This window comes from Arthrobacter pascens (assembly GCF_030816475.1).
Classification (GTDB): domain Bacteria; phylum Actinomycetota; class Actinomycetes; order Actinomycetales; family Micrococcaceae; genus Arthrobacter; species Arthrobacter pascens_B.
Genome location: NZ_JAUSXF010000001.1, coordinates 1749940 through 1770364 on the forward strand (window position 1 = coordinate 1749940; position 20425 = coordinate 1770364).

Here is a 20425-nt window from a genome sequence, read left to right on the forward strand (position 1 = left end):
GATCTACTTGGCCGTGTTCCGTTTTAGTTGACGCAGCCATCTCTTTCTTCTGGGTAACTTGACATTCGGTCCATCGGACAATCGAGGACGAGCGTAGGTTTGCCGTAAACGTAACGTCATTCTGCTACGTCCGGCGCCCTTGTCATCCAAATCGCGGGGCAGCAATGGACGGAAGTGGCTGAGTGGTGCTTGCTTAGGTTTCGCATCCGTATGGCAGCTGCTGAGGATCGCGATGCCGACTCTGGCGGGGTCACGAGAGAACTCTCCGGGTTTGGATCTAAATATCATGGCCCGAGGGTGGCCACGACGAGCAGCAGACTACTATTGGGGACACGCATGGCGACTAAGTATGGTTACAGGCTCTTTACGGTGAAAGCGCATCCGGGGTTCGGTCAGACACCGAAGAAGTTCCCGGATGCAAAAATCGGCGAGAAGCTTCTCCAGAAATCCATCATCCAAGTATGCAACTCGGTGAAGGGGCACACTGAAACTGAGCCGCTTCGGTACCGGGAACGGTCCACCGACACCCGGGCCCCTGCAGCTGCTGGGCGGGAAGACACCACGCCATTCGTGCGGTTGACGCACTGGGCTCAGAGCGATCGCCGCTTCGACTTCCGGTTCATGCATGGGCGAAAGGGTAGCCACTCTACGGCGATGGCTGCCCAGTCCGATGAAGACACGGAGCTCGACGAGAAGGCTCCGTCCAACGAATACCGGGCCTTCCTCTACCTCCCGAAAGCAGGGGACTCCGCCATCTTCGTGGCAGAAGCCCGCAACCAGATTTGCCCAGGCGAAGACCTCTTGAGGCTCCTAGGTGTCACGTCCATGCGCATGGACGAAGCCAAGTCGGAATCCGAACGAATCGGATGGTGGCGGTTTGTACCCAAACGGGTGAGCGATGAAGTCCAGCTCACGCAGTTTCTGAGAAACGGAAGTGCATCCTATCTTGAGCTGACCAAATACATGGTGGCACCGTCGGGTCGAAGGAAGCAGAAGTCCGTTCGGCTCCGGCAGGATGGGCTGCCATCCAATAAGGGGCAAGCGATGGCGAAGGCCCTGATTGCCAAATGGTCACCGCTCACGGCGGAGGAAATCGGTGCGGAGGGAAAGCCTCCCAAGGGGGCGAGCGACGTTCTGCGAGTGGCCGCACTCATGGACGTAAAAGTCAGTAGGGACTATTACGATGATGCTGGAATAGGGTGGGAAGGCGCAGACGGCTCGACCCAGTTCTTCTCACCCACAAGTCTTGGTGATCCTTTCACCTACCGTGTGGGCTCGCCGGGTGTCAGGCCGAATGACGTCCAACTCCGGCAGCATGCTGAGTCCACGCTCGACCACTTGATGGAGCCGCTCAGTATTGAGCTAGACCTATAGCAAGGAAAGGAAACGCGACCATGGATCGACTGTTTCCACTTGCTCTACTCCGGGGACACTTCAAGTCCCTGGTTCTCAATGAAGTCTGGATCGTGCGGCTCCTCGTCCTCGGTGCCGTCCATGGCATCCCGCTACTGATTGGAGTATGGAGCTGGGCCAACGGCTTAGACAGTAAGGTGCTGGCGCCAACTCTCACCGCGATGTCCCTGCTGGCCGGCGGCGCCCTCTCTGCATTCAGCCATCTCTCCACACTGAGGCTCAAACTCACAGAGCGACAGGACATCACGAGAAAGTCCGAGAAGCCGGATCGGCGGATGTTCGATGAATCGGCCACTCATTTGTTGTCCTGCGCGGTGGGTGCTATGGCTTCTGCGGCAAGCCTCGTCGGCTCCATAGTGCTTGTTGGCCAAAATCCTCGCCTTGAGGGATTTGGCGCAGCTTGGATCGGGTGGATAGCCTCGCTCACGTTCACGTTGTTCTGGATCTCGGTCCCGAGAATTTACCTCTCGTACGTGAACATCAACGCTGTAGATTCGAGCATCAATGGGACCCATCATGGCGTAACTGTTGATGACTGATGGAGCGCACCCCTGGTATTTGCGCGGCCCGGATCCCAACTACTGCCGTTCTTCTTCTTGCAGCCATCGTGCACCTTTAGTACACACGAGATTCATCCGACCGGAACCAACCTATCGGGTACGGAAGTCTGTGTCCGCCGGTCTGGCTGAGGGGAGCGATGGCCAGAAGATTATCGTCGGACTCCAGTGCGTTGTGGACTTGTCTGACCGAGCCTGCGGCGCGAACACCCGACGCATGAAGCACAAGCCGTGGCCGCCTCAATCTCGTGGCCCCTCCGGACGTCCTGCGTGGCTGTAAGCGGCGGAGCCAATGTCCGACGAACGGTTATCTCCGCCGTATCACCTGCAATGTTTGACAGCACAGGCGTCGGTCACCGGCCCGGCAACACATGGTCGTCATGGTGCTGTTCTTGGGTTTGTCTCCGTATCTGCCGTACTTCAACCTTGAGGTCGTCGTTATTCCGTACTTGGGAGTGTTGTCCGGAACGTCCGTAGATTAACAATTCCCGCTCTAGATTTTCGCGACCTTAACAATTGTTAATTTCGGACCCCCGGCCGCGGCCGCAGGCTAGTTTTCCGCCTGCTCGGTTCCTCATGCGGAGCGCCGGGATTCGTCGCCTGTTCCCGCATTGCCGGGCAGGGACAGGGCGGTGTTTATGGCCGCCGGACCTCAATGTCGCGGTGGTTCTCCTCGACCCAGTCGGCCATCCGGTTGCCCCGCAACGCTATGAACTTCAGCGAGGCTTCCTGAACCCTGATGTACTCGTCCTTCGTGACCGGGACGCCGGTGCGCGTGAAGACCGTGTCCTCATCCTCATCGAGGAAGAAAGCGATCTTCCCCTCCGGCGTCACGAGATCCTGGAAGTGGAAGAACTCCACGAACTTCTCGAACGTGCAGAAGAGTTCGAAGAAGTCCCCATAGTTAGTGGTGACGTCGTCGAGGGGGCTGCCTGGCTCTTTGGCGTAGTGGCGCCGGATGCATTCCAGGGTCAGGTCCATCCGGTCCGCAATAGATTTTCGCATTCCCCTGGCGGTGTTGAGGGTGGGCAGGTGTATTCCCCTGACGGGCCAGATCATGGCGCTGCCGATCGTGTACGGCGGGTTGAGATAGCGGCGCTTCTGCTCCTCGCTCAACTCGGCCTTAGCCTGGGCCAAGGCATTGGGCTTCCCCCACCGGGTGTAGGAGTTCGTGATGGCGTCACTGCCGAACGTGATCGATTTGTCGGGCGTCTGCTCGAAGATCAGGTAGTTATTCCGACGCACCTTGGGAATTTCCGAGACGGTCAGTTTGAACAGCTGCTCCTCGCATAGCTCCTTCGTCCAGAGCAGCTGATGGTCAGCCTTGAGCCGCGGACTATTGGAGTCCGCGTCCGTTCCCGGAGGCGTGGTGTCGAGAAGGTAGTCGAAGGTAATGTCGAAGACGCGCATGGAAGGAAGTCTATGTGCCCGCCTAGTGCGAACCGCGGAACCTGCAGCTGAAACAACCGCGGTCGAACAGGCACTTCCGGGCCGAGATTAACACTCACTACGTCTCCCGCGGATTGTCACGGATGTCCCTCCGCGGGGCCCTCGAATTGCTAATTTACAGGCACAAAATTGGCGGCTCCGATTGCTAAAGTCCGCCTCAAAAGACCGTAAGCACAAGGGCTGATTGTTGATCTGCGGGCGCATTGGACACCTAGAGTCCAGTCCGGCCGCAGATTAACAATTCCGCTTCTACATTTTTCGTAGCTTAACAATTGTTTATCTAGAGTCGGCAAAGCGTGTCGCGGGGGTTGATCGCAGTGCTCTTGGAGCGCCATAGACAAGCCCACCAAAACGGTCCAAACTTGCAGCACTTGCGGAGCCACAGTCCAGAACAAGCGGAGGGGGCCTCCAATGGCCATTACTGCCATCGTGAGTTATACGAACATGTGGAAACAGACGCTTATCTTGACCAACACTGAACATCCCGATTGGCGATGCAACACTTGTTCGGCAGACACAGACCGGACGATCTGGCGCGATAAGGGCACACTCCCGAATGGCGATCCGGCCGGATGTTGCGACATGTGGATTCCTTGGTGTGACGAAGCTGGCGGTTTCCTCGACCACCACATGATCCTGAAGAGCGACGGCTCAGACGCCCCCTTGGCGGATATTTGGCAGGCGCGCCACGACGACGGCGTCTTCGTTCGCTGGTTAGACCACGCGGAGTACCCCAAAATCCGCTCACACATCGGGGCGTTGAAATTTGCGGATGCCAGCACCATATTTACGGATTGCCCGATGAATGGGTTGCCCGATGGATGGCGATGCATTGGGCCCAGTGGGTTGGCAGCGTGCCATGTGAATGAAGCCATGACACTGCGGTCTTGATCGCCCTTGAGGCCAATTGTTTTGATTCCGCATGCGCTGCGGCGAAGTCCAGGAATCGGAGCGCCCATGTGGTTGCCTGTTCATCATTTTGTGGCGAATACCATCCTCGGACCGGCATATCTCCTTTATCGGGATGTTTGCCTGCCAAAGTTAGTAACGCCGATAGAACTTCATTCATTTCGTCAAAGGAACGCTCACTTACGACTTTGCTCATCATGAATGTTAAGGGGAAGGTCCAATCGTAGGAGTCCGATATTGCGTCCCTGAGTGTTTGAATGATAAAGGAAGTGGGCATAAGTCCTACTTCATAAGGTAACCAGCCTATTCCGCCCATCCACCAATACCGGGGGTATAGATCATTGTCGTTGAGCCTCACGACTTCCAGCAGCGTTATCCCTTGAACCTGGCCGGGATGTTGCATGCCCCATTGAACCGCGATGTGGTATTCCTCAATTTGCTCGACTGTGAGACCGGGGGCATCTTTTTCGCCTCCCAACAGCCGTGCGAGGGCTTCGTTGGCGCGCGTAGCGCTCCAGCCGGAGGGAAAGTCCGGTCGTCCGTTGATTTCCGGAGGTCTTGCCCAAGCCCCGATACGAGCCCAGGGCGAGAGAGCTCGAAAAGGTTCGAGCGCTGCTGGAGGACAGAATCTGGCGACCGCAGATGCGATCTCAGGAGGCGTCTGGGGGTTATGGAGCGAGGCGGAGATTACGTCCGCGGGGAGGTCGAGGAGATCCCATGGAACTTGAGCATGTGGATCAGCGAAGTACAGAAGTGCTTCGTGGGGCTGTTGGTGGAGTTCAAAGGTGGCCCGAACCAAGTCGCGAAAGCTTGGATGTTTTGCATATTGGGCTGCTGCCAGGAACTCGTGTTGCCGGGGGTAATCGTTTGCGCTTTTCTTGGCTGCTTCCAGGAGTGAGGTGATCGCCTCAGTGCTGGCATTCTGGAATACATGGTTGAACCGATACGGCGTGTTCTTGAAAGGGTCGGCTATTAATAAATCAATGGCTTGTTTCTCGGCGGTGTTTTGATCCAATTTTGCCATCGCGCCTAAGTATGCTGCCTTGGCCAAGCCCATCTTGTCTAATTCCATGAGGATGGGCATCCACTTTTCGTCAAAAGCTTCCGCATCTATCCATGATTCTATGTTGTAGGACAGGTGCTCGAGGTCTTCGAATTGCATATTATTGATAGTCATTTCCAGGTGCTCGCGAAGAAGCGTTGGGTCCAGCATAAAAGCACTGTGAAAAAGTCCGTTATCGACCAGTCGTGCAATTACTTCATTGCGGCGGTGGGTAGTGTCGCAGTGCGTGAGCAGTGAAGCCGCTGCTCGGAGGAGTGTGTCATCCACGTCTCCTTCATCCACGAAGTCAAGGAGGTCGTCTATGACCCGCGGAAGAGTGCCTCGCTCGTTAATCCGCTCGGCGGCGTGTTCGAGGATCACGGTCCAGGTTGGGCGTAGGAGGGCGGACCTGATGTAGCGGCGAGCGGTGTCGGGATTCTTCTCGACAAGCTCGCCCAAGGCACGGCCGGTCAGGTGTTCCTGAATGGTGCGGTGGATCCACCGATACGGCTGGGCGAGATCATTCGAGGATGAGAGCTTGCTTTCGTGAGGCACGAGGAGTCCGTCGTGCTCTACGAAGCTGGCCATCTCGTCGGAGACGTTACTCTGTCGCCCCCAGTCTCCTATCGAGATGGTGAGGGCCAATGAAGGCTGCGGGAGGCCCCCCGCTGCTTGGTTGCTGGGGGTGGAGTCTGGACGGGTGCCCATGAACCAGGCGAGCTCTGTGGCGATCCGCTCTCTCTCCAATATCTTGGCGCTGCTGCGCCAGAGTTGTCTCGGTTTCCATTTCTGGGCAAGGAACAGCGCGATGTACTGGGTGTAGACACCGTATTTGGTGTTGCTTACCTGCTCGGTTTCGGCCACATAGCAAATGAAGCCTGCCAGGAGCGGGATGCTCGACAGATCGGCGAACTTGGCGGACCGGATTGCTTCCAGGGCACGGTTTTTCCCGGGCTGGCCTGCGCTGAACCAGTCGCCGACGAACGCTTCTGGATCTTCCATGGGTCCGAGCCCGAGCTCGATGTCGATGAACGGAGGCCTCACGTAGCCGGCGTACCGCGATGAAAGTGTGATGCTCCCTGCCGCTGATCGGGCGAGGATGTGCAGTACTCGTTCGACTGCCGCTCGACGTTCCGGAAGGGAGACCTCGTCCAGCCCGTCGAAAGCGAGCAGGAAGTCCGGATTGTCGGTGATCTGTGAGGCTAGAGCCGCTCTGGCCTCATGGGGGCAAAAGAAGTTCAGGCGCAGGTCTGAAGCGAGGATGACCGCCTCGGCTGCATCCTGGAGACTCGTCGGCGGACGCTCGGAGGCGATCCTGCCCAGATCGTCGAGCCGCATGAAGAGCGCCGGCTTCTGGTCATTGATCACGTGGTCCAGGACCAGGGCCTGCAGGACCGTTGTCTTTCCCTGTCCGGGATCGGCGAGGAGGATGCACCGGGGGTGCTCCGCAGCGAGCTTCAGTGCCGGGTGGAGATCTCCCAACGCCGGGGCGCCGTCGGAATAGAGCCCCTCGTTCCGCGCCTGGTCAAGCATGGACTTCTGGAGCACCTCGCCGGCCCGCAAGACACCGGCCAGCCGGAGCACGTCCAGATGCGCTGGATAGTGGACAGGGAGCTCCCGCAACGTTTCTGCGGCATCGAGGAGGTATGTGTCAAGGAGACTGTTCCTCGACCTTTCGGCATCGCGTATCGCCCGTCGCAGCCCTTCAACGGTCGCAGGCCCGCTGCTCAGAACCGTGCCGAAACTGCACAGTGCATCAGTTTCCCGCTCTCCGGCGCGGAGCCCCCTGCACAGCTGGAGAATCCAGTCCTCTCCGAAAGGCTTGTCCCCCTTCAGGGTGGCCGCGATGTCCTGCGCGATATTCTCCATAGCCTTCGTGAACTTCGCGTGCTTGCCGTCGACGATCCGCGTCAACGCAATTGCATCTGCGAGTGGGAGATCTTCTCGTCCGGCGATTACGATGACGGCGATGGCGCTTGCGCTCGGTACCCATAGGTCGGCGAGGGAAACGTCCTGCGACTTTCTTCGGCCCCCCTTCCTCAGCTCCTCGATCGCCCCGCCGTGGCAGACAATCAATGACGCCATGAATTGCTCGGCCTCGTTCGGTCGGATCGCAGAACCCCTAACCGACTCGGTGCCATTCCTCCCCATGCCCATAGCCGAAGTATGCCAGCAGCAGGCCTGGAAACCGTTGAAAGACCCCTTGCACACCGCGGGCAGCAGATTACGCCACTTGATGCAGGCGGGTGAGGATGGGCAGGTATTCGAGAGGTTCCGGGCGGCCGCCTGGTTTCCCGAGCCCGTCATTGAGCAGCTGTTGCAGCTGTGTGTGGGTTGCGAGCGGAATGAGGGCCTGCCGCCAGTCAGGAACTGTGCCTGCGGCAGGCTGGGCCATGGACGCTGAGAGGACACGCAGGATCCACAAAGCCAGTAGGTATCGGTCTGTGGCCAAGGTATTGATCCCAGGACTGTAGGGGTCTGACCACCGGGGCTGGTATCTGGGCTTGAGCGTTGGATCTCCTTCTCGGCGGATCCCGTCGCAGTCGAGCAGGAACACCGCCGGTATCCCGTCGGGGCTGAAAGCGAGGTTGCGCGAGTTGATGTCCCCGTACACGTACCTGTGACGGGCGAGGACATCCATCGCCTGTGCGAAGTCGCGCAGGACCGCGAGCCGTTCCCGAAGGGAGAAGTTTCCCGCGGCGCTTTCGGGGCGGGGCAGATGCTGTCCCTCGCGCAAGTGGTAGGCGCCCCCGTGCTCATAGTAGAAGCGAAGCTCGGCCCGCGGGATGAGCACTCCCACGGTGATGCCGGAAGCGTCATCGATGACCCGGTGGAGCGGCCAGCTAAAGAAGGTCCGCAGGATTTCCCGGTCCGACCCACGGACGGCCCACTCGCGGAAGTCGATGAGAGACTGCAGGGCATCGGTGTCGTGCGGGGTCAGGGGCTGGGCCAGCAGCTTGCACAGGTAGGGGGTGTTCGAGCACGCCACGACCGTGCCTTCCAGTCCCTGCGTCGCCGCGGCGGCGGGCAGGGACCGGAAGGCAAGGGCCGAGTAGCGAACCGTCGTCCCTGGACGCAGAGTCAGCACTGGGGGTGTCCTCCTTCTTTGCTGCGCCGGGAGGGGCCCTCCGGCGTGACCTCGGCAGGGACTGCCGGCGTAGTGCCGACGCCCGGGCGCATGCGGCCGTCCTCCTCGGTGCCTGTCGGTTTGGCCGGTGCGGCTCTGAAGAGGCAGAAGGCTGTACGATCGTCGCGGGCACCGGCCCGATCGAAGCCTACGTCGGCGATGAACTGCCAGATCGTCGGCATCGACTCCCAGGCGGTCGCCAGACCGTGCCCTACCGGGTTCGTGGAGACCAGGTGGCTGTCGATGCCGTCGGTTGCGAGCATGAGCATCTCTCCAGGCATCCACAAGTAGCTGCCCCCGGCGCGTGGTTTTCGGTACTGGGGAAGCGGCCGGACGGAATTGGCGTACAGCTCGTTCACGTCCTCGGAGGTCAGCCGCTCCCAGTCGGGATGCCCGTCTTTGACCCTTCCGGGGCGGTACACCGAGGCGCGGGTATCTCCCCATTCGGCGAGCTGCACCTGCCAAGGCCCATCGTCCTCCCCGATGTCGATGAGCAGCACACCGAGTGTTGTGGCGAAGAGCTCCACCGGCTGGGCTTGGCGGTCAGCCGCGAGCTGGAGGGCGGCCGAAACAGCTGCTGCGACCTCCGAGGCATTGCCGCCGGCTGCGGCGACCGTGACCGCCGTCCGTGCTGCCGTCTCGGAGCCCACGTGCGACAGAGGAGCGGATCCCAGACCGTCTGCCACCGCCACTGCGATCCGGCCGGGCTCGGTGGAGAAAGCATAACTGTCCTGGCGCGTGGCGGCCCCCGACTGGTGGGATAGGCCCTGGATGCTCGCAGCGCACATCGCGACCTGACCGCCAGCGAGGGTCCCCGTGTCGGCGACGATGGCATGCTGGCCCAGAGAACTGCGTGCGAGCGACAGAGGCACCGTCGGGACGGCGGAGGGCTTCCCGAAGATGCGTGGAAGGATCCGAGCGCGGCCGGAGTGCTCCCCGGCCGCCACCGTGTTGCTACGGACCCCGCTCACATCGGGTCCAGCGTCGTCATGCCCGGGATGGTCGCCGGGATCGGTGACGGGACCGCGGCGGGAGCACCGGTACCCGCCGTCGCCGCAGCCGAAGCGGAGAGCATGACGCTTCGCACCAGGGCCGGGAACAGGGCGCCGAAGACCGCGGCAGGGTCGGTGCCCTGATCTGCCAGCCACACGTGACCCCTGTCGCGCCGGGCGATCTTGCGCAGCGTTGCCTCGGTGGCCCCGGCGACTCCGAAGACGCAGATGTTCGGAGCGTACGTGCTGGTGCTGAGAGCGTCCAGCTCTGCCTCCCACCCGGTGTCGGTCGGCTCGCCGTCGGTGATCATATACACCGTCGGCCGGTACACCGTCGCTCCAGTGGCCTTCTGGGCTGTCACCATCGCCTCGAGCTCAAAGCGGCAAAGCCTGAAGGCGTTGCCGAACTCCGTGGAACTCTCGGTATGCAGCCTAGGAGGAGCAGCAGCGGTGCTGATGTGGGTGAAGGGCAGCACCATCTCTGCCGTGCCGGAGAATTTCGCAATTCCCACTAGCGCGCAGTCGGCCGCCTCGGGGTGAACCTTTAGCGTGGTTATCAGAGACTCGACGCCCATGTTCACCGCATCAATAGGAGGCACGTCCCCGGGACCCGATTCCATCGATCCGCTGACATCGAGCAGTAGGAGGATCGGCACAATCGCCGCAACCGCGGAATCCTGCGCCGCCCTAAACGCTGTCGTTTCCTGAGTCATCACCATTTTCCTTTCACGAACCGGCTTTCTGATAACCGGTGACGACCCAACTCCAACATTCGGAGGACGAGGGTGTCACAGGGCCTCAAACCCCCTCAGCCCCTCTCCCCCGAACAATCCCCACATGGAAGAGTCGCTTTCAACCCCGGCCGACAAGAGGCAGGTTTGAACGAAAGGAAAAACCGATGGGCGAAGACAAAAAGCGCCTCCAGCACCGGAAGGCCGAACTCGAGGCCATCCGCCGCGAGTACCTCAGCGCTGCACAAGAGGCACACGCCAAAGCCGACCAAGCGGCCCGGGAACGCAACAATCCCAAAGACCCCACCAGGGCCTACGAGCACGCTGCTGCCTGCGACCGCCAAGCCGACGCGGCCCGCCGCGACGCCAAGCGCAGCACGGACGAGGCAGAAAAGACGCTCGTCGCCATCCGCGGACTCGAACGCCAGCTCTCCGAATACCGGTAGGAAGCGCGGGCAAAGGAATGATCCTCCGGTTCGTTCTCCGCGTTGCCACGTTGGGCATCACGGGAGGACTTGATTCCGTCCCGGCTGCCATGCGCGGGGGCTGCCTCTGCTGGGTGCGGGAGGCCGGGCGGAACTGGCCTTTGGCGAAATCACGGGCCGCCGCAGCCTTCGCATCAATTGTCGTTGACGCTGGCTCGTCGTACGTGGAGGGCCGGGTTCGAAACGGGCCGGGTCCCAAGGCGCAGTGTCTCATTTTCAAGGAAATGGGACAGTCGGAGCTGTGTATTCCGTTCGAGCAAAGAAGGGACGTGATTTAATGAACCATGGCTGGGGAGAGTTCGACCACGAATACGCCGCAATTTCGACTGACAGCCCTTTTGATTGGTCTGGCGGGGGTGATTATTGGGCTCGTCTTGGCCCTTACGGACCACTCGGTGGTTACCCAAAACGCAACCGGGCCCAGGTTCTATTTTGAGTGCGGTGCGCCGCTGCGTCCTGACATTGTCCGTATGAACATGCGTGATGCGACAGGAATTGGAAATATCCGTGCTGACTGCACCAACGAGATGCTGCCTTGGGGTATTGTCGCCGGCATCCTCCTGATCATCGGCGGGATCTGCCTGATCCGTTGGCTATACATGATGGTCGGACGTACACCCTCCCTTTGAGGTAAGTGCTGCAGACGCTGTCGATCTAAACAGCGGGAAAGAGCGTCAAATCGCTGAGACAAGGAGAAGCAGCCAACCCCAGGCGAGGGCAGCGACGGCGATTTTCGACCGCGGAAAAATGACATCCAGAACGGCGGAGACTGTCCCGGTTCCAAGGAAGTGGAACGTCCTTCCATTTCCTTAGTACCCAGACGTTTAACCCCTGCCGAAGATGCGTGCGACGGCATCGTTGATGCGCTGCTTCTCTTTGTCGTTGGTCTCGTAAAGGCCGGGTGAGTCCTGCTGCTGCGAGGGGGTTTCGGGCGGCCGACGCGAGGCGGCTTCGGGCCGCCTCGTCGCTCTCTCCCGATGCGCCCTGAGCTGTGCTAGCCGGGCCGGCTCGGGCTTCTCCCCGATGTACTCGGCCAGACCGCGTGGCGGCACTAAGGCGCCTGAGGCCGAGATGCTCCACTCCGGCAGCGGGGCGGACCCGTAGTGGGTGGGGGCGCGCATATGCTTCTCTGCGGTGGGGTGACGGTATCTATTGGGGTAGTTCGCGACGAGGATCCCTATCGACTCATGTTCCATATCGAGGACGACGCTCGTCAGGGGCAAATCGAGGACCAGATCGGGAACGTCCGGGGACCACAGCCAAACGTCGCGGACTCCCCCTCTTTCATACCCGCCGTGGCGACGGTCCCAATCCTTGCCTTCCATCGGCTTGCGCTGGACCTCGAATGCGAGCTGCTCGCCGCTGGCGAGAGTCGCCTTCACATCGCTCCGCAGTCGGAGACCGGTCACCCAGAACTCTTCTTCGACGGACCACGGGAGGACGTGGTGCTGATCTCCGGCCCAGTCCGTGATGAGTTGCTTGCCGCGCAAGTGCTCAGCAGTCTCCCCGTGCCTTCCCAGCCCGTCGGGTGCCTCCCCCTGCTGGTGGCGAAAGTGCAGAAGCCTCTTCTCGGGCGCGACGAGGATGACCGGAACGTCGCGGCCATCCTGCTTGCAGTCGATGCACACGATCTCCTTGGAGCCCTGGTACCCGTAGCGGTCGTAGTACGAGCCCGCGGCTCATCGCGTCGGCGGCGACAACCTGTCCGTCCGCGTTGTTGTACGCGATCAGAGGGTCGGAGGGCTCCCAGTTGCGCGGGGAGAGGGGACGTACTTCGACCATGAAGACAGTATGAGCCGACGGGCCGACATTTAAGCTTCTACGTTGATCGGCTCACTGTCATCCACATGTCAGCGCTGGTCGAAAAGTGAGCCGTTCGACCGTCATTAACACCGCACAACATGGTGGAGAATCGCTTCCTCTTCTGCGCTCTGCTGCTATTGTGCTCGCATGTCACACTTCGACTCGGCCAGAGAGCGCCGGGACTTTTTTGACCGTCGTGAGGAAGAGGCAGTTGTTCGGGCACTATCGGCTCGCCCCACAAAGCTCGCGTTCGCAGCGATGCGGCATTCCATGCTCAACGAATTTGTGGAGCGAGCCCAGCGAATCGGTTATCCTCCTCAACCGTTGGGCGTTTTGAGGAAGACGTGGTTCGGGCGAACCACCTGGACTTCCACAGGTCTCCTCGGTTGGGTCGTTGACAGCATTCCCTACAACCATGCGGTGATCGTGCGCGATGCGCAAATGCCCAGACCCTCCTACAAGGCCGTCGTCCTTACAGATGGCATAGCGGTAATCGCCTTCTTGAGGTCGTCATTGGACAAGAAATATCAGGGGAAGCTCGAACTGCTTGAGCCACGAACGGAGGTCCCCTCAGACGTTTGGCCTGCGCTAAAGGGATACGATCAGCATCATGTGCGCCACGTCGGCCTTGATGAAAAATTGTTTCAGCTTCTGGAAAGTTACGAGCGCCAGGTATCTGGCGAATAGGAAGAACCTATGTGGGGCGCCCACGTGAGCGTGGCCCAATTGACATGAAAGGGTTCCAAACCGGAGTCCCACAATGTAATTTGATGCAAGGCGGCGAAAACAGCGGCCGGTGGGTCACGGCAAAAAGGAGTGGGATATGGCTGAGTCTGTCAAATGTTCAAAGTGCGATTCAAGTAAGGTTTCTGGCAAGCCGTGCCCCGGCTGTGGGGATGAAAGCTAAGCAGTTCCTGTTGACATGAATTAGCCAGCAAGGGCGCACTCCGACAGGGGTGCACCCTCTTTTTGCTCGTCAATGTCGTCAATGGCGAACGATCCCGGGGACTGTGTGCAGATGGCCGGCGTCTCAGGGTTTGGACACCCTCGGTGAAAACAGCAAAGAAAGCTCAAACGAAACCTGAGGCGAAGCTTCTTGAACCGTCCCGGGGATCATGCCGCCTGTTTGTTGGCGGCGTCGTCGGGTAACGGGTCGGTTCACTCACCCAAGGTGTCCCGGTTCCAAGGAACTGGGACATAATGTTCCGCTCGTTCAGTGTGTGTGGCAGACATTCAGGGACCGGGTCGGCGACGCATGATTAGTCGGGCGCCGTGGGTAAGGAGGACGAGAGTTCCGGCAAGAACCAGCATGGCTGTGAACGCGATGATCTGGCCGAGGAACATTGCCATGGCCACTCCAAGGGTGCCGACGTAGGTCAGGGTGAAGGTTATTGTGAGTGGCTCGATCATCGGTTCCGAGCCTGCCGACCCTTGGATCGTTCTGCCAGCATTCCTGATGTCCGTGCCATTAGAGGCCGAAGTCCCCTCGCACCAGGTTTATCTCCTATGACCAGGCCTATGCCACGTGAATTCATGAGCTCCCCCTCTACCGGTTTCGAGAGTGTGCGGGACCGAACGCCGACTACGCCGGGGCGGTGAGCGTCCTCGAATGGCCGGGCCTGTACTCAGCAGGGGCTTTGTCTCTGCAGTCGCATTGCGCGGCCGCGTTTGTCTCGGAGGTGTCCCAGGGTGAGTTCCAGTCCGTCTACTTCGCCCTTCCATCTTTCCTTCTCGGCTCGTTCCCGTCGTACGATCAGATCCGCTTCGAGTTCGTCCAGCCGGAGGATCATCCGCGGTTCCACGTGCAGCGTGGGGCAGCGGACGCAGGCGTGTTCGTGTGCGCACGGGGTGCAGTAGGGCCTGCCGCAGGCACCGAGTTCGACCTTGCGTTTGTCGAAGTGTTCCTCTAATGCTTCCCATTCGTCGTTGGTGACCTGCGCATACTCGTGGTCGGGCAGGGCTCTGCGGTCCCTCGGGTCAGAGGGGACGCTGTGCGATTTCCTTCACCCACGAAGGGCTCTCGATCCCTTGCTTCTGGTCAGTCGAAAGCCGAAGGCGGGCGGCTCGAACGATGACCCGGTCCTCCTTGGGGCCAGTCCTGTCAGCGGCCATCGTTTCGGATGAGGAGACCATCGTCCTCGCTTCGCGGAGTGGTTCCTTCCAGGCTTCGGCGATAATCACGCTCTCCTCCGTGCCGGAAAGACTGCTTTCGTTGAGGAGTTTCAAAGCAGTGAGACCGACTTCACGTCGCTTCGGGTCATCGTCCAGGGTGGCTTCCAACGCCCATCTTGCTCGCGGCCACCAGTCTGACTGGCTTCCGGCCTTTGGCTTCAGACCCCACGGCCGGAGCCAGCCCATCGCAGCGAAGAGGACGGCTCCGAGGATGACGACGAACGGTCCAACGGCGGCAACGATCTGCCACCACGCGGCGTGCGACTCATGAAGGATGATGTCGATACGGCTCGGTGACGGTATCAGGTTCACAAGACCAGCATAGGCGCCCAGTTCATGGCTCCGAAGGGTCTATGGAATCGGTCCGCACCACAGGCGAGGTCGTTTTGAGGGTAGGGATGTAGTCGTTAGGGACGTGAGTCTAGTAGCGGGCGGACGCTCCGACAGCACATAGCTCGAGCATGATTTGGTTCCGGATGGTTTCGTGATGTCGAGGACATGTGGACTCGATTGAACCGGAGGCCAATTCTCGCTAGTTCTGTACCACCCACTCGGCGCGGCTTAGAAAACCTAGGCCGGGATCTCTACGCAGGGCTTTGATTCCGGCGGGAGACCCTACGATGAGCAGACCGACCGGGAGATTCCGACGGATAAGAAGTTGATGAGCGCCGATGAGAACTGGCACCGATGGGGACAACGGTTGGCGAACGTCCCGAAGAATCAGGAAGCCGTTCTCACGCAGCAGGGACGGGTCCGGGTCTACCTCACGGGCGACCAACTCATAGACTGTCCATCCCGCTTCGCCCACTACTCGTTTGGCCGTCTCGATGACTTCTCTGCTAGCAGCAGGTCCGGAGCACGTAGCGACCGTCAGCAGGGACGGAGTCCCTGGCCCATTGGCGAGGGAGTACGCCAACTCGGGCGCCCACTCGGCCGCGTCCATGCTTGCTACTTTAGGATAGAAAACGTGGGGAAGCAGGCCCCTAAGTGTTCCGAATTTCCAGCGGTTCAATCCGCAGCGGGACTTGGCCAGGCCACACGAGGATCCCATTCCCGTGACGCGAGTTCTCCATATTGAGCACGTCTACTCTTGTGACTAAGCCATTCACATGGCTCAGCTCATATTTGCGCCTCTGATGCCAATGGCCACAGAAGACATGGGGAACAGCCAGCGAATCAACGACCTCTTGCAGGAGATCCCGGGTTTTGTTCGCCTTCTCAGTCAGTTCCGGGCTGAGTCGGAAGTCTCCCGTCAGCGGGACTCCTGCCGGCGCATCATGCGTAATCAAGATGTCCAGGGGACCGCGGTCGATGAGCGCGTCCGCTTCCTCACGGGTGGGTTCTTCATTGGGCCACCAGTCCTTCCCGACGGTCCTGTGCTCGTAGTCGACACTGAACGCGCCGCCCAAGCCGCCGACAGCAAGGCCCTCAATCATGGTTCGGCCGCCTCGCGGGAGGACCCGGATATTGGACCGGATCGTTCCCAATCCGTCGTTGTCGACGGCGAGCTTCTCCAACGTGTCCCAGTTGTCGTGGTTGCCCCCGGAGACGACAAGCGTGATCCCAAGATCGATCAGGTACTTGTTCAGCTTGGCTTCGTACCGTCCCCGCTTGGCCCCAGGCCAATCAAGTCCAAAGTCCCCGACGTGGACGGCCGTATGGACGCCTTCGCGGGCAGCTGACCTTATGGCGGCCAGAGCCCAGCCAGCGGCCCCATGCCAATCACCAAATACTGCAAGGGGATTGAGAGCAGCCATTGTCCCAGCATACGTATATCTGCAGTGAGGTGTCGCCCGGCCCGGTATGGGTGCACGAGGTGGGACCATAACTCTACTTTGCCCGGCGGAGCAGCGCGACTCACCCAACCTCCTGGCTCGACGCTGCTTTCCTTCCCAGCACGCGTGGCAGAACTTGCCCGGGAGCACTGCACTCGGCCATCAGCGAGTCGGTTCTGGCACTCGCTCCGCAGGTTTTCCCCTCCCCGAACGGAAGCGTGCGCGTTAGGAGAACTGTCTATCGATCTCCCGGACTGCTCAGGAATATGGCCATCGGATTTGACTGAGCGCGGCTAGTCGGTGTGTGCGGCTTTAATCGATTTGAGTTCCGCCGCCACAAACTCTCTCAGGAGTTCGGAGATCTCCCGGTGACGCAAGATGGTATCGATTATTGGCTCGACTCCGACTGGCTCGGGTATTGGCAGCGCACGATGATCCATAAGTGGGGGCACGATCGAGCCCAGAAGCCGATCGGCGTCCGCAACGTCCTCGAGTCGCATCAACGCTTCGCCTCGAAGGACCTTGGCCATTCGGTCATAGCTGACGCCGGCAAGCTCTGCGTAGCTGCGGATGTTCAGTCCCTTGTCTCGGAGCGTTGCCATGATCTTTACGGCAAGGGCATGTTGCAGGCGCGCAGTGGCGATCCGTTTTTCTTCCAAATCTGTGCTGCCTTCGAGCCACGAGATCCTGACAACTTTTCCGAAGTGGTGGCGGTCCGGCGGAGCGGCCATAAGACGGGGCTGGAACCGGGGGTCGCTCATGGTCTGATTTTAGTCCCCATTCCCGGGAACTCGCTCGCGTCATGAGAAGAATTCAGCCTTTTAGACCCTTGCTTTGGGACTAAAAGGCTGAGTAGATTGGGTAGGGAGGCTGACCGGGCTGACACGAACTGTGGGCTTCCAAAACGTGCCGGGCTTTCATAGGAGCAGTGCCGTGCCGGGCTTCCGCATCGCGGCGAGGTCCGCGGGTGAAGAACGAGATCGCATGATTGTCGTGTATGTCGGAATGCATGGCTCGCCCCTGCGGCCGATCTCAACGTCTTAGGCACACCTGGGGCCGCTGGCAGCGGCCAGCAGCAGGAGGGCACCAGTGGCCGCTAGCGATCTGAATTTGATGCTTAGCAAGAATCAGAGCGACCCCTTCCGGAACTTCAACAATAAGTACGGCCACGCAGTGCTGCTGTGGCGGGAAAGCAAAGTGAATGGCCGAGGAGTAATTCTGGACAAGCGGATGAGCGACATCGACCCGTCCACGTTTCCGTTGTGCAGGCGTGGGTACAACTACAAGCACCGCCGGAACTACGAGGGGATGTATCCGTTCATCTCAACGGGAGACTTCCTGTGGTACGAATCGATGGAGGAGTTGCGCTGCCTCGTATTGCTGGAACATACGGAAGAAATAGATTCCATCGCAACGCAGCCGTTCTGTCTGTCGTTTAAGGACAATACGAGGCATTACCCGGACGCATTTGCAGTGCACGCAGACGGAACCCGAACTGTGTATGACGTCAAGTCCCTAGACAGCATTGACGACGCGGTCAGAAAGACGTTCGCCAAGACGACCGACGCTTGTAGCGTGCAAGGTTGGCGGCATGTCGTCCTGCATGGCATTGCGGGACTAGAGTGGAAAAACCTGGAGTGGTTGGCCTGCTTCAGGGCGGAAGACATGCACCCCGCGCCGGGGCATGAGGAAGTCTTACTCAACTATCTGGTAACGCCCCGGACCCTGGCGCACTCTGCTACGCAGTTGGATGCCGAGCACCCGGCGTTTCACATGCCGGCGATCTACCACCTGATGTTCCGTCAGGGCATCTGTTATGACCACAGACGGCCGCTCACCCTCGACACCAAGCTTTGGGTTGGGGGCGACCGTGCAGCAACGTGCCATCGGACCCAATGACATCCTGACTTTTGAGGACGGACGGTGGGAGGTCGTGTCCGTTGCCGACAATGTGTTCGCGCTCCGCAACATCGGGACCGGCGCGATGAAGAACATGTCGCTGTCGGAAATCAGCAAGCTGACGAAGGTCCCTCTTTTGTTCGATCGGTCCTTGGCTGAGACCGGCAAACTGGAGGCCGGCGGTCACAACGAACGGGAAAGACTGCGACTGTTGGTACCCCGAGTCCAGGAGATTATCTACGGCAAGCCCGATGGGGCCGACCACTACCGTGCAGGCTACGTTCCGGAACTGACCAACCAGGGGCAACGACTCGAGCTGATGGTAAGGCAGCTCAATGATGCCGGGATCGAGGTCGGAAAACGCACGCTCGAACGCTACGTTGCGGAGTACAAGAGCCATGGACCCGCGGGCATCCTGGACAAACGCACCATGAGAAAGCACCATCCTCTGGACAATATCCACCATGCTGTCCTTGCCTGCATCGACGACATGATCGACGACCAGATGAACAAGTCCAGCATTTCCCTGAAGGCCCAGGCGACAAAGGTAATTCTCCTAGTTCAGGAGCTCCCAACCAGGGATTTCCCCATCCCGGGACGTGACCGCCTTGTCGCCGCCATCAAGGAGAAAACGAAAGGCCGCGAACTGAGCGGGGGAGCCAAGCGCCGCAGGACCGGCAGTAACGCACCGGACTGGATCTTCCAGGGCATGACAGCCATCATGCCCGGCAGCGAGGTCCAGATCGATTCGTCCAGGTACGACGTGCGCGCCCGCAAGCCGGACGGCACCATTGGCTCGTTCACATTGACCGTAATGATGGACAAGGCAACCCGGACTATTCTGGCCCTCAGTGTCCAGGCATCCGGCACGGGAGCGGACCACGCCTACCTCTTGGCACAGGCCATGACACCCGCCGAAGCGCGTCCCGGCAGCGAGGAATTGTTCAACCCGTGGGTGCTGAAAGGCAAGGGCCTGCCGTGGGCGGCACTGCTGGACGACGACGCGGCGGCCAGATGGGAGACGCGCCGGCCAGTTATCCGGATCTTCCGGATCGTGACCGACAACGGGAGGGACTTCAGGAGCCGGGTCTTCGAATCCGCCTGCCGGCAACTTGGGATCATCATCACGCGCTCGGCCACCGCATCACCGACGGACAAAGGCATGGTCGAGCGGTTCTTCGAGACGCTGAAGGACCAGTTCATTTGCTATCTCCCAGGTTTCACCGGAGGCGACAGCGCGCATCGCGGAAAAAACGTGGATACGGAGGGTGTTCTCGACATTGAAAACCTCATCATTCTGCTCAACCGGTGGATCGTCCAGGTGTGGCAGAACCAGCCATTGGATGAGCTCTGCGATCCGCTGCACCCCTCCGCAAAGCCAGTGAGCCCCAACGTGATGTACGCCAGTATGTTCCCGTTCGTCGGACACGTACCGCTGGCCCTGGCGAAGGGCGATTACATTTCGCTCCTTCCGGTGGATCACCGAACTCTCCAGAAAGACGGTATCGAATTCAACTGCCGCCAATACGACTCCGAGGATCTCGCAGAGTTGCGGATGCAAACCTCCGGCGACAGCAAGTTGGGAAAAGACGGCGGCGAGTGGGAGATCCATTTCCGGCCCTCTGACCCCCGGCAAATCTGGATGTATGTCCCCACACAGGACCGGTACATCACGTGCTACCTGAAGGAGTCCAGATTCGACGACCCTCACCTGTCCGGTTATTGGCGCATCGCCGAGGAGATGCTGAATGAGGGCTACGCCATCCCCGGCGCCCAAGCATCTGAAATCTCCGGCTCGTTCATCCAGCGGGAAGTCGACAGAATCCGACGCGAAGAGAAACACAAGGCAGCCGCAGACCTGGCCGAGCACCTCGCCGAAGTGCAGAACATGGGCGGACCTGCCACGCGCACCGACCTGACGCCCGAGGCGGGCGCGGACGAGGATAACTGGGACGATGTGGAGGGCTACCCGATGAACCCCTTCATCGTTGACCGGGATACGGATAGTGGCGACACCAAATGACCACAGAGTTCGAATTTAGAGACCCCAACGGACCGGACATCACAAATT

18 protein-coding genes are annotated in these 20425 nt (G+C 60.0%); 8 read left to right on the plus strand and 10 right to left on the minus strand.

Annotated features, from left to right (window positions below):
- Window positions 1-210 precede the first annotated feature (210 nt).
- Both QFZ40_RS08055 and QFZ40_RS08060 read left to right on the plus strand, forming a co-directional pair.
- Window positions 211-1374: a hypothetical protein gene (locus QFZ40_RS08055; RefSeq protein WP_306903766.1), complete on the plus strand. Its 1164-nt coding sequence runs from the start codon at window positions 211-213 to the stop codon at window positions 1372-1374.
- Between the two features lie 20 nt (window positions 1375-1394).
- The gene (locus tag QFZ40_RS08060) at window positions 1395-1952 is read left to right on the plus strand and encodes a hypothetical protein (RefSeq protein WP_306903767.1); all 558 of its coding nucleotides are present in this window, start codon (window positions 1395-1397) and stop codon (window positions 1950-1952) included.
- Window positions 1953-2606: 654 nt separating this feature from the next.
- Here QFZ40_RS08060 and QFZ40_RS08065 read toward each other — a convergent pair.
- The 5 genes from QFZ40_RS08065 to QFZ40_RS08085 all read right to left on the minus strand — a co-directional run bounded on the left by QFZ40_RS08065 (window position 2607) and on the right by QFZ40_RS08085 (window position 10202).
- Window positions 2607-3380, minus strand: a complete 774-nt coding sequence (locus QFZ40_RS08065; protein WP_306903768.1) for a DUF6994 family protein — start codon at window positions 3378-3380, stop codon at window positions 2607-2609.
- An 826-nt stretch (window positions 3381-4206) separates the two neighbouring features.
- Entirely contained in the window at window positions 4207-7527 is a 3321-nt protein-coding gene (locus QFZ40_RS08070; protein ID WP_306903769.1) for an NACHT domain-containing protein, read from the minus strand.
- Between the two features lie 67 nt (window positions 7528-7594).
- The gene (locus QFZ40_RS08075; RefSeq protein WP_306903770.1) at window positions 7595-8458 is read right to left on the minus strand and encodes a hypothetical protein; all 864 of its coding nucleotides are present in this window, start codon (window positions 8456-8458) and stop codon (window positions 7595-7597) included.
- A complete protein-coding gene (locus QFZ40_RS08080; RefSeq protein WP_306903771.1) occupies window positions 8452-9468 on the minus strand; it encodes a protein phosphatase 2C domain-containing protein in 1017 nt (338 codons plus the stop codon). The genes QFZ40_RS08075 and QFZ40_RS08080 overlap by 7 nt, the downstream gene beginning before the upstream one ends.
- A complete protein-coding gene (locus QFZ40_RS08085) occupies window positions 9465-10202 on the minus strand; it encodes a vWA domain-containing protein (RefSeq protein ID WP_306903772.1) in 738 nt (245 codons plus the stop codon). The genes QFZ40_RS08080 and QFZ40_RS08085 overlap by 4 nt, the downstream gene beginning before the upstream one ends.
- 185 nt (window positions 10203-10387) lie before the next feature.
- On the opposite strand from QFZ40_RS08085, the gene QFZ40_RS08090 reads away from it, so the two are divergent.
- Both QFZ40_RS08090 and QFZ40_RS08095 read left to right on the plus strand, forming a co-directional pair.
- Window positions 10388-10666, plus strand: a complete 279-nt coding sequence (locus tag QFZ40_RS08090; protein ID WP_306903773.1) for a hypothetical protein — start codon at window positions 10388-10390, stop codon at window positions 10664-10666.
- Between the two features lie 323 nt (window positions 10667-10989).
- Window positions 10990-11334 carry a hypothetical protein gene (locus QFZ40_RS08095; RefSeq protein WP_306903774.1) on the plus strand — a complete coding sequence of 115 codons (345 nt, stop codon included), beginning with the start codon at window positions 10990-10992 and terminating at the stop codon, window positions 11332-11334.
- Window positions 11335-11529: 195 nt separating this feature from the next.
- Here QFZ40_RS08095 and QFZ40_RS08100 read toward each other — a convergent pair whose 3' ends face one another.
- Window positions 11530-12333: a competence protein CoiA family protein gene (locus tag QFZ40_RS08100; protein ID WP_306903776.1), complete on the minus strand. Its 804-nt coding sequence runs from the start codon at window positions 12331-12333 to the stop codon at window positions 11530-11532.
- Window positions 12334-12655: 322 nt separating this feature from the next.
- Here QFZ40_RS08100 and QFZ40_RS08105 point away from each other — a divergent pair, with 322 nt between their 5' ends.
- The gene (locus QFZ40_RS08105) at window positions 12656-13195 is read left to right on the plus strand and encodes a hypothetical protein (RefSeq protein ID WP_306903778.1); all 540 of its coding nucleotides are present in this window, start codon (window positions 12656-12658) and stop codon (window positions 13193-13195) included.
- Window positions 13196-13741: 546 nt separating this feature from the next.
- On the opposite strand, the gene QFZ40_RS08110 is transcribed toward QFZ40_RS08105, so the two are convergent.
- The gene (locus QFZ40_RS08110; protein ID WP_306903779.1) at window positions 13742-13918 is read right to left on the minus strand and encodes a hypothetical protein; all 177 of its coding nucleotides are present in this window, start codon (window positions 13916-13918) and stop codon (window positions 13742-13744) included.
- Between the two features lie 185 nt (window positions 13919-14103).
- On the opposite strand from QFZ40_RS08110, the gene QFZ40_RS08115 reads away from it, so the two are divergent.
- The gene (locus QFZ40_RS08115; protein WP_306903780.1) at window positions 14104-14418 is read left to right on the plus strand and encodes a hypothetical protein; all 315 of its coding nucleotides are present in this window, start codon (window positions 14104-14106) and stop codon (window positions 14416-14418) included.
- Between the two features lie 67 nt (window positions 14419-14485).
- On the opposite strand, the gene QFZ40_RS08120 is transcribed toward QFZ40_RS08115, so the two are convergent.
- From QFZ40_RS08120 to QFZ40_RS08130, 3 genes are all read right to left on the minus strand, one after another.
- On the minus strand, window positions 14486-14992 hold the full coding sequence (locus QFZ40_RS08120) for a hypothetical protein (protein WP_306903781.1): 507 nt from the start codon (window positions 14990-14992) through the stop codon (window positions 14486-14488).
- A gap of 671 nt (window positions 14993-15663) precedes the next feature.
- Window positions 15664-16437: a metallophosphoesterase gene (locus QFZ40_RS08125; protein ID WP_306903782.1), complete on the minus strand. Its 774-nt coding sequence runs from the start codon at window positions 16435-16437 to the stop codon at window positions 15664-15666.
- A 311-nt stretch (window positions 16438-16748) separates the two neighbouring features.
- A complete protein-coding gene (locus QFZ40_RS08130; protein WP_306903783.1) occupies window positions 16749-17216 on the minus strand; it encodes a hypothetical protein in 468 nt (155 codons plus the stop codon).
- A 328-nt stretch (window positions 17217-17544) separates the two neighbouring features.
- Here QFZ40_RS08130 and QFZ40_RS08135 point away from each other — a divergent pair, with 328 nt between their 5' ends.
- Window positions 17545-18354: a TnsA-like heteromeric transposase endonuclease subunit gene (locus QFZ40_RS08135; protein WP_306903784.1), complete on the plus strand. Its 810-nt coding sequence runs from the start codon at window positions 17545-17547 to the stop codon at window positions 18352-18354.
- The gene (locus QFZ40_RS08140) at window positions 18326-20377 is read left to right on the plus strand and encodes a Mu transposase C-terminal domain-containing protein (RefSeq protein WP_306903785.1); all 2052 of its coding nucleotides are present in this window, start codon (window positions 18326-18328) and stop codon (window positions 20375-20377) included. The genes QFZ40_RS08135 and QFZ40_RS08140 overlap by 29 nt, the downstream gene beginning before the upstream one ends.
- Window positions 20378-20425: the final 48 nt, after the last annotated feature.